Below are 9,599 nucleotides of genomic sequence, written 5' to 3'. Positions count from 1 at the left end.
CCCGCCCTTTTCCGGTCCCGGTGGGCCGTCGGTCGTGGTCGTCGGCGACGACGTCATCGCATGCTCCCCTCGACGGCTTGCGCCCCCAGGTCGTTTCCGGCTTCCGGCGCGGCTTCCCCGCCCGCGTCAGCGTCCGTCACCGCGTCCGTCTCCCTCTCCGTCTCCGCGTCCGCCCCCGACATCAGCCACGCGTACTCCGCGTTGCTCCGCAGCAGTTCGTGGTGCGTCCCCACCGCTGTGATGCGGCCGTCCGAGATCAGCGCCACCCGGTCCGCCAGCATCACCGTCGACGGACGGTGCGCCACGACCAGCGCCGTCGTCTCCTCCAGCACCCGGCGCAGGGCCGCTTCCACCAGCGCCTCCGTATGGACGTCGAGCGCGGACAGCGGATCGTCGAGCACCAGGAAGCGCGGTCTGCCGACCACCGCCCGTGCCAGCGCCAGCCGTTGCCGCTGGCCGCCGGAGAGGCTGAGCCCCTGCTCGCCGACCTCCGTGCGCACTCCCTGCGGCAGATCCTGGACGAAGTCGGCCTGCGCCACGTCCAGCGCCCGCAGCAGCGCCGCGTCGTCGGCGCTCTCGGCGCCCATCCGGACGTTCTCCCCGACGGTCGCCGAGAAGAGTGTCGGTTCCTCGAAGGCCACCGAGACCAGCTCACGCAGCCGCTGCCGGGGCATCAGCCCGATGTCCTCGCCGTCGAGCGTGATCCGCCCGCCCGTCACCTCGTGCAGCCGGGGCACCAGCGCGGTGAGCGTCGTCTTCCCGGAGCCCGTCGCGCCGACGAGAGCCATGGTCTCGCCGGATCTGATGTGCAGGTCCACCTCGGCCAGTACGGGCACGGACCCGGCCTCCGCGTCGGGATACCGGAACGACACGCCCTCGAAGCGCAGCCCGTCCGGCCCGCCGTCCGAACCACTGTCCGAACCACTGTCCGACCCGCCGTCCGACCCGCCGTCCGGCCCGCCGCCCACGGTCGCCGCCGGCCCGGTCGTGTCCGCCTTCTCCTCCTTGGCGTCCATCACCTCGAAGTACCGCTCCGTCGCGGTCGCCGACTCCTGGCTCATCGCCAGCAGGAAGCCGATCGACTCCACCGGCCAGCGCAGCGCCAGCGCCGTCGACAGGAAGGCGACCAGCGTGCCCGTCGAGAGGTGCCCGTCGGCGACCTGGACCGTGCCCAGCACCAGCGCCGCGCCGATCGCCACCTCGGGGATGACCATGATCAGCGCCCAGATGCCCGCCAGCAGCCGGGCCTTGCCCAGCTCCGTACCGCGCAGCCGTTCCGCGAGCGCCCGGAACGCGAGGGCCTGGCTGCGGTGCCTGCCGAAGCCCTTCACGATCCGTACGCCGAGAACGCTCTCCTCGACCACCGTCGTCAGATCGCCCACCTGGTCCTGCGCCTTGCGCGCCACCAGTGAGTACTTCGCCTCGAAGACCGAACAGAGGATGACCAGCGGCACCACGGGCGCCAGCAGCACCAGCCCCAGGGTCCACTCCTGCATCAGCAGGATCAGGAATCCGACCAGGATCGTCGTCCCGTTCACCAGCAGGAAGGTCAGCGGGAAGGCCAGAAACATGCGCAGCAGCATCAGGTCCGTCGTACCGCGCGACAGCAACTGACCCGAGGGCCACCGGTCGTGGAAGGCGATCGGCAGCCGCTGGAGATGCCGGTAGAGATCGGCCCGCATCGCCGCCTCGACCCCCGCCAGCGGCCTCGCCACCAGCCACCGCCGGAAGCCGAACAGGATCGCCTCCAGGATCCCGAGCACCAGCAGGAACAGCGCGCCGAGCCAGATGCCGCCCTTGTCGCCGTCCGCGATCGGTCCGTCGACCATCCACTTCAGTACGAGAGGGATGACCAGGCCCAGGCACGAGGCCAGCACCCCGACGCACGCCGCGCTGAACAGGCGCACGCGCACGGGCCGTACGTACGGCCAGAGCCTGAGCAGCGAACGCACGGCGGAGCGTTTCGGGACGGCCGAGCTGTCCTTGGTGGATACATCTTCGGAGGTGGGCATCAGGACCGAGCCTACGTATCACCACTGACACTGCCCACCGATTTCCGGCTGACGTCGGCGCATCAACCGATTGGTTGACATCAGGTCGAGCGCGATGGCCGATGCCGCTCCCGGCCGTTCGGGGAGAAGCTGCCGCCATGGCGATTATCGAAGTCAACGGCCTGCGCAAGGCATACGGGGGAAAGCCCGCCGTCGACGGTGTCAGCTTCACCGTCGAAGAAGGCGAGATCTTCGGGATTCTCGGTCCCAACGGTGCGGGCAAGACGACGACCGTCGAATGCGTCGAGGGGCTCAGGGTCCCCGACGCCGGCACGGTGCGGGTGGCGGGACTCGACCCGGTCGCCGACCACCGGCAGGTGACCCAGCTCCTCGGCGCACAGCTCCAGGAGAGCGAACTCCAGCCGAAGCTGACGGTGCGCGAGGCGCTGGAGCTGTACGCCGCGTTCTATCCCGAGCCCGTCGACTGGCGTCCGCTCGCCGCCCGCCTCGGACTCGACGCGAAGCTCTCGACGCGCTTCGCCAAGCTCTCCGGTGGTCAGAAGCAGCGGCTGTTCATCGCGCTGGCCCTGATCGGCGGCCCACGCGTGGTCGTACTCGACGAGCTGACCACCGGCCTGGACCCGCGCGCCCGCCGCGACACCTGGAGCCTGATCGAGGAGATCAGGGACTCCGGGGTGACGGTGCTGCTGGTCACGCACTTCATGGAGGAGGCGCGGCGGCTCTGCGACCGGATCGCCGTGATCGACCGGGGGAAGGTCGTCGCGCTCGACACCCCGTCCGGGCTGATCGCGCGCTCGACCGCGACCACCGTCATCTCCTTCACACCGTCGCGGCCCTTGGGTGACGAGGACCTGGCCGGGCTGCCGGGCGCGGTGTCCGTGGCGACACAGGGCGACCGGATCGTCATCAACGGCACCGACGACACCGTCAACGCGGTCATCACCCTGCTCGCCCGGCACCGCGTCACCGCGCACCAGCTCCGGGTCACCGAGGCGACGCTGGACGACGCGTTCCTGGACCTGACGGAGAACGACACCGGGGTCGCCCCGTCCGGTACGACCACGCCCGCCACCACCGAGAGGGTCTGACATGGCCTCCGCCTCCACAGCCGTCCTCAAGACCGAGGCGCGCCTGCTGACCCGCGAGCCCGGGGTGCTCTTCTGGCTCGTCGCCTTCCCGACCCTGCTGACGGTGATCGTCGGGCTTGTCCCCGGTTACCGGGACACCGACCCCGACCTCGGCGGCCGGCGGGTCATCGACCTGTACGTCCCCGTCGCCGCCCTGCTCGCCCTGATCGTGGCCGGACTCCAGGCCATGCCGCCGATCCTGATCGGCTACCGCGAGCGCGGCATCCTGCGCCGTATGTCCACGACGCCGGTGCGGCCCACCACGCTGCTCACCTCGCAGATCGTCCTGCTGGGCGGCGGCGCGCTCGCCTCGGCCGCGCTGGTGGTCGCCGTCGGCAGGATCGCCTTCGGGGTGGCGCTGCCGGGGCAGCTCCTCGGCTATCTCCTGGCGCTGGCCCTCGCGACGGTCGGCGCCCTGGCGATGGGCGGTCTGATCTGCTCGATCTCGCCCACCCAGCGGGCGGGCCAGGCGATCGGCACGGCCCTGTTCTTCCCGTCGATGTTCACGGCGGGCGTGTATCTGCCGGTCCAGACGATGCCCGACCTGCTGCGGGACATCGTCAGCTACTCGCCGATGGGCGCCGCGTCCGAGGCCCTCGACGCCGCGACGCGCGGCGGCTGGCCGCACTGGGCGGACCTGGGCGTGATGGCCCTGTGGGCGCTCGTGCTGACCGCGGGCGCCGCCCGCTGGTTCCGCTGGGAGTGACCAGGACCGGTCGGGCGCCGGGGTGCGGACCACAGGGGGGTCCGCACCCCGGCCCCCGCCGGCCACCGTCGAGGGCGAGGCACACTGTGCTGATGACGACCGTCGGAGCGGCGCGCGGGCCGGTCTCCGTGGACGAGCGGTGGGAGCAGTTCCACCGGCGGGGCCCCTACGCCCTGCTGGCGCTCTCCACCGTGATCTCCGCCCTCAGCATGGACGCCTTCGACATGCCCCGCACGGAGCGGTATCTGGCCGGCGCGCTGGTCGTCCTCGCCGTCGTGCTCCAGCTCTGCTGGGACCTGACCAGGGACGGCCGGCCGATGCGCCGGCGGGACCCGACCGCGGCCGGGCTCGTCTACTACGTCCTACGGACCGTCATCGCGTTCGTCCTCACCTGGCTGAACCCGCTCTTCGCGATCTACGCCGTCCTCGGCTACTTCGACAGCGGCCATCTCCTGCCGAAGCGCGCCGTCCGGGCCGGGCTGTTCGTCTACGCGGTCATCATGTCGGGCTCGCAGTCCGGCGGCCTGCCGCCCCAGGACGTCCTCCAGTGGGCCCTGTTCGCCGGGCTCCTCCTGCTGAACGGCTCCCTCACCCTGGCCTTCGCCCATCTCGATCGCAGGGAGTCCGAGGTCGCCGCGGAGCGCGCCGCGACCATCACCCAGCTCGAACAGGCCAATGCCCGCCTGGAACAGGCCCTGGCGGAGAACGCCGGCCTGCACGCCCAGCTCCTCGTCCAGGCCAGGGAGGCGGGCGTCGCCGACGAGCGGCGCAGGCTCGCCGCCGAGATCCACGACACCATCGCCCAGGGGCTGACCGGCATCATCGCCCAGCTCCAGGTGGTCACCGCCACCTCCGACCCGGAGTTGGCCCGCGAGCATCTGACCCGCGCCGCGGCCCTCGCCCGGCACAGCCTCGGCGAGGCCCGCCGCTCCGTACAGAACCTCGGCCCGACCGCCCTGGACCACGACACCCTCGCCGAGGCCCTGAAGAAGACCGTCGCCGAGTGGGCCGAACGGACCGCGGTGGACGCCCGGTTCACCGTCACCGGCACCGAGGAACCCCTGCACGACGAGGTCGCGGCCACCCTGCTGCGCATCGCCCAGGAAGCCCTCGCCAACACCGCCAGGCACGCCGCCGCCCACCGGGCCGGCGTCACCCTGTCGTACATGGGCGACGAGATCACCCTCGACGTACGGGACGACGGGCGCGGCTTCGACCCTCTCGTGCTGCGCCCGCGCTCCGGTGCGAACGGCTTCGGGCTCGACGGCATGCGGGCCCGCGCGGAACGCATCGCGGGCACCGTCACCGTCGAGTCCGAGGAGGGCGGCGGAGGCACGGCCGTCTCGGCTCGCGTACCTTTGGTCCGTCATGCCGCAGCGGACCATCACCCTGATCGTCGTCGATGACCATCCCGTCGTACGGGACGGTCTGCGCGGCATGTTCGAATCGGCGGCCGACTTCGAGGTGCTGGGCGAGGCGTCCGGCGGTGTCGAGGGCGTCGAGCTGGCCCTGCGCCTGGACCCGGACGTCGTCCTGATGGACCTGCGGATGCCGGAGGGCGGCGGCGTCGCCGCCATCGCGGCGCTGACCAGGCACCGGGCCCGCTCCAAGGTCCTCGTCCTCACCACGTACGACACGGACTCCGACACCATCCCCGCGATCGAGGCGGGCGCCACCGGCTACCTCCTCAAGGACGCGCCGCGCGAGGAGCTGTTCACGGCGGTGCGGGCGGCGGCCGAGGGACGTACGGTCCTCTCGCCCGCGGTCGCGTCCCGGCTGGTCTCCCGCGTCCGTACGCCCGTGGCCGGCAACGAATCCCTCTCGGCGCGCGAACGCGAGGTACTCGAACTCGTCGCGCGGGGCACGTCCAACCGGGAGATCGCCGCCGAGCTGTTCATCAGCGAGGCGACGGTGAAGACCCATCTCACCCACATCTACGGCAAGTTGGGCGTCAAGGACCGGGCGGCGGCGGTCGCCGTCGGATACGACCGCAAGATCCTCGGCTGAGCCCGCTCCCTCCTACGGAGGGCGCGGCTCACCCCCGTACCCGCAGCAGCAGCACCGACCGCGCGGGCACCGTCGTGACCGTCCCCCCTTCGAGCACCGTCCCCGGCTCCTCCTCCTGGTCCTCCGACGAGGTGTCGACCACCAGGTCGTACGACCGGGCCCACGGCGGGCCCGGCAGCGCGAAGTCCACCGGCTCCGCGCCCGAGTGCAGCACGGCCAGGAAGCTGTCGTCGGTGATCTTCTGTCCGCGCGCGTCCCGCCCCGGGATGTCCCGCCCCGAGAGGAACAGCCCGAGCGTCGAGGCGGGCGCGTACCAGTCCTGCTCCGTCATCTCCTTCCCGTCCGGCCGGAACCACGCCAGGTCGCGCAGCCCGTCGGGCGCCTGCGCGCGGCCGGAGAAGAACGCCCGGCGGCGCAGCACCGGATGGGCGTGCCGCAGCGCCAGCAGCCGCCTGGTGAGCCGGTAGAGGCCGTACGAGCCCGGCTGGTCGAGCAGTGACCAGTCGAGCCAGCCGGTCTCGTTGTCCTGGCAGTAGGCGTTGTTGCTGCCGCCCTGCGTACGGCCCATCTCGTCGCCCGCGACCAGCATCGGCACACCGGTCGACAGCAGCAGCGTCGTGAGGAGATTGCGCAGTTGCCGCCGCCGCAGGGCGTTGATCGCGGGGTCGTCGGTCTCGCCCTCCACGCCGCAGTTCCACGCGCGGTTGTCGTCCGTACCGTCCCTGTTGCCCTCGCCGTTGGCCTCGTTGTGCTTGTGCTCGTAGCTGACGAGGTCGCGCAGGGTGAAACCGTCGTGCGCGGTGACGAAGTTGACGGAGGCGTACGGCCGCCGGCCGCCCCACGCGTACAGATCGCTCGACCCGGACAGCCGGTACCCCAGATCCCGTACGTCGGGTGTGGCGCCGCGCCAGAAGTCGCGTACGGCGTCCCGGTAGCGGTCGTTCCACTCCGTCCACAGCGGCGGGAACGCCCCGACCTGGTAGCCGCCGTCCCCGACGTCCCACGGTTCGGCGATCAGCTTCACCCGCCGCAGCACCGGATCCTGCGCGATCACCGCCAGGAAGGGCGACAGCATGTCGACGTCGTGCATGGAGCGGGCCAGCGCCGCCGCCAGGTCGAAGCGGAATCCGTCGACGCCCATCTCGGTGACCCAGTACCGCAGCGAGTCCGTGATCAGCCGCAGGACCTGCGGCTGGACGACGTCGAGGGTGTTGCCGCAGCCCGTGTAGTCGGCGTATCTGCGGGCGTCGGGCTGGAGGCGGTAGTAGCCGCGGTTGTCTATGCCCCGCAGCGACAGCGTCGGGCCGAGTTCGCCCGCCTCCGCCGTGTGGTTGTAGACGACGTCGAGGATGACCTCGATCCCCGCGTCGTGCAGGGCGCGCACCATCTGCTTGAACTCGTCGACCTGCCGGCCGCGGGTCCCTCCCGCGGCGTAGTCGGCGTGCGGGGCGAAGTAGCCGATGGAGTTGTAGCCCCAGTAGTTGCGCAGCCCGCGCCGCAGCAGATGGTCCTCGTGCGCGAACTGGTGCACCGGCAGCAGCTCGACCGCGGTCACCCCGAGCCGTACGAGATGCTCGATCGCCGCCGGGTGGGCGAGCCCCGCGTACGTGCCGCGCAGCTCCTCGGGGATGCCCGGATGGCGCATGGTGAAGCCGCGAACGTGCAGCTCGTAGATGACCGTGTCCGCCCAGGGCGTCTTGGGGCGCCGGTCGTCGGCCCACTCGTCGTCGGGGGCGTCGTCGTGGACGACGACGCCCTTGGGGACGTGCGGCGCCGAGTCGTGCTCGTCGCGCACGGTGTCGGCGACGTGCCGCTGCGGCCAGTCGCGCACATGGCCGTACACCTCGGGCGGCAGTCGGAAGTCACCGTCGACGGCGCGGGCGTACGGGTCGAGCAGCAGCTTCGCCGGGTTCCAGCGGGCGCCCGTCCAGGGGTCCCAGCGGCCGTGCACACGGAAGCCGTACCGCTGTCCGGGGCGTACGCCGGGCACGAAGCCGTGCCAGATCTCGTGCGTCAGCTCCGTCAGGGGGAGGCGGGTCTCCACGACCCCGCCTCCTACAGAGGGCGCGTCGCCGTCGCCTCCTCCTACGGAGGGCGCGTCGTCGAAGAGGCACAGCTCCACGGCCTCGGCGCCGCCCGCCCAGAGGGCGAAGTTCGTCCCCGCGACCCCGTCGGGACCGACCCGGAAGCGCGCCCCCAGCGGCGTCGGCGCCCCGGGCCACACCTCGGGCGGGGGAGCGGCGGAGGCCGCCTCCCCGACGGCCTCCGGCGCCCTTCCCGCGTTCCTCTCGTCCTCTTCGACCGGATCTCTCACGTGATCCATCATCGGATCCGGGACCGGTTCCCGCACTGTCTCCTGCTCGGCTGCGCTCGCCACCTGTCAGGCCTCCCGGCTCGTCGGCCCCGCGCATCCGGCAGCCACGGCGTCCCGGCCGTGGCTGCCCCTCGCGTGGTCCTCCCACGTGTTCTGCCCGCCGGAAGGCCCGCACTCACGTTTCCCCCCGAGGGGGGTAGTCGTTGGGCGGGTCGTGACACACGTACTGAAGCGGGCAGGGACCGGCGTGGCCGCCGTCCTGACATGGGCAGGACTGACGGCGGGGCTGGCCGGACTGACGGGTTGCACCGTCGGCGAGACCTTCACCGAAAGCAAGTCCCGGGCGCCTGGGGACACGATCCGGATCAGCCCCGAGGACGGGGCCAAGAACATCAAGCGCGGCGACCGGATCGAGGTGAGGATTCCCGACGGCCGGCTGGAGCGGGTCGAGGTCGCGCGCGTCGACGGCGCGCAGCGCACGGAGATGGCGGGCCGGACCTCCGACGACGGGCTCGTGTGGTCGCCGGAGGCGGACGCGCGCGTCGTGCTCGCCGCGAAATACAGCGTCGACGTGGTCGCCGTGGACGGCGAGGGCCGCCGCTCGGCCCGGCACTCCACCTTCACCACCGCCGTACCGAAGCACCGCTTCATCGGCTACTTCACACCCGAGAACCGCTCGACCGTCGGCACCGGAATGATCGTCTCCTTCGACTTCAACCGGAAGATCGAGAACCGCGCCGCGGTCCAGCGTGCCGTCCGCGTCACCTCGAACCCGCCGGTCGAGGTCGTCGGCCACTGGTTCGGCGACCAGCGGCTGGACTTCCGGCCCCGCGAGTACTGGAAGCCGGGCACCGAGGTCACGGTCGATCTGCGGCTGCGGGACGTCCAGGCGGCGCCGGGAGTCTTCGGCATCCAGGAGAAGAAGGTCGGCTTCACGGTCGGCCGCTCCCAGGTGTCCCTCGTGGACGCGGAGAAGCACACCATGGAGGTACGGCGCGACGGCGCGCTGGTCTCGACGGTGCCGATCACGGCGGGGGCGCCCAAGACCACGACGTACAACGGGAAGATGGTCGTCACCGAGTTGTACGACGTGACGCGGATGAACGGCGCGACGGTCGGCTTCGGCGGTGAGTACGACATCAAGGACGTGCCGCACGCGCTGCGGCTGACGACGTCGGGGACGTTCCTGCACGGCAACTACTGGGCCACGCCCGACACCTTCGGCTCGGCCAACGTCAGTCACGGGTGCGTGGGGCTGCGCGACGTCAAGGGCGGCAGCGCGGACACTCCGGCGGGCTGGTTCTTCGACAGGACGCTCGTCGGCGATGTCGTCGAAGTGGTCAACTCATCGGACCGGACGGTCGATCCGGACAACGGACTGAGTGGCTGGAACCTCGACTGGCGGAAGTGGAAGGCGGGTTCCGCGGTCACCG

At 71.6% G+C, this 9,599-nt stretch carries 7 protein-coding genes; 5 read left to right on the top strand and 2 right to left on the bottom strand.

Going from position 1 to position 9,599, the window contains the following annotated elements; genetic code table 11:
* Positions 1–53: 53 nt before the first annotated feature.
* The gene (locus P3L51_RS33050; protein ID WP_354609034.1) at positions 54–2,012 is read right to left on the bottom strand and encodes an ABC transporter ATP-binding protein; all 1,959 of its coding nucleotides are present in this window, start codon (positions 2,010–2,012) and stop codon (positions 54–56) included.
* 137 nt (positions 2,013–2,149) lie between these two features.
* Here P3L51_RS33050 and P3L51_RS33045 point away from each other — a divergent pair, with 137 nt between their 5' ends.
* From P3L51_RS33045 to P3L51_RS33030, 4 genes are all read left to right on the top strand, one after another.
* Positions 2,150–3,100 (top strand): ABC transporter ATP-binding protein, encoded by a 951-nt coding sequence (locus P3L51_RS33045; RefSeq protein WP_354609033.1) that lies wholly within the window; start codon positions 2,150–2,152, stop codon positions 3,098–3,100.
* Between the two features lies 1 nt (position 3,101).
* Positions 3,102–3,845, top strand: a complete 744-nt coding sequence (locus P3L51_RS33040; protein WP_354609032.1) for an ABC transporter permease — start codon at positions 3,102–3,104, stop codon at positions 3,843–3,845.
* Between the two features lie 92 nt (positions 3,846–3,937).
* The gene (locus P3L51_RS33035) at positions 3,938–5,251 is read left to right on the top strand and encodes a sensor histidine kinase (RefSeq protein ID WP_354609031.1); all 1,314 of its coding nucleotides are present in this window, start codon (positions 3,938–3,940) and stop codon (positions 5,249–5,251) included.
* The gene (locus P3L51_RS33030) at positions 5,214–5,852 is read left to right on the top strand and encodes a response regulator (RefSeq protein WP_354609030.1); all 639 of its coding nucleotides are present in this window, start codon (positions 5,214–5,216) and stop codon (positions 5,850–5,852) included. Before P3L51_RS33035 ends, P3L51_RS33030 begins: the two co-directional genes overlap by 38 nt.
* 28 nt (positions 5,853–5,880) lie before the next feature.
* Here P3L51_RS33030 and glgX read toward each other — a convergent pair whose 3' ends face one another.
* Positions 5,881–8,229, bottom strand: coding sequence for a glycogen debranching protein GlgX (gene glgX / locus P3L51_RS33025; RefSeq protein ID WP_435594580.1), 2,349 nt, complete (start codon positions 8,227–8,229; stop codon positions 5,881–5,883).
* 151 nt (positions 8,230–8,380) lie between these two features.
* On the opposite strand from glgX, the gene P3L51_RS33020 reads away from it, so the two are divergent.
* On the top strand, positions 8,381–9,599 hold a 1,219-nt coding region (locus P3L51_RS33020), incomplete at its 3' end, for a L,D-transpeptidase (protein ID WP_354609029.1).

Source organism: Streptomyces panacea (assembly GCF_040560175.1).
GTDB classification, from domain to species: Bacteria; Actinomycetota; Actinomycetes; order Streptomycetales; family Streptomycetaceae; genus Streptomyces; species Streptomyces panacea.
Note: the sequence above shows the minus strand (reverse complement) of the source record. Positions and strands in the feature narration are given on the sequence as shown.

What these genes read in the sequence shown, in the direction of transcription:
- P3L51_RS33040 (WP_354609032.1), top strand. Translation starts at nt 3,102, where the DNA reads ATGGCCTCCGCCTCCACAGCCGTCCTCAAGACCGAGGCGCGCCTGCTG.
- P3L51_RS33035 (WP_354609031.1), top strand. Translation starts at nt 3,938, where the DNA reads ATGACGACCGTCGGAGCGGCGCGCGGGCCGGTCTCCGTGGACGAGCGG.
- P3L51_RS33045 (WP_354609033.1), top strand. Translation starts at nt 2,150, where the DNA reads ATGGCGATTATCGAAGTCAACGGCCTGCGCAAGGCATACGGGGGAAAG.
- P3L51_RS33050 (WP_354609034.1), bottom strand. Translation starts at nt 2,012, where the DNA reads ATGCCCACCTCCGAAGATGTATCCACCAAGGACAGCTCGGCCGTCCCG.
- P3L51_RS33030 (WP_354609030.1), top strand. Translation starts at nt 5,214, where the DNA reads ATGCCGCAGCGGACCATCACCCTGATCGTCGTCGATGACCATCCCGTC.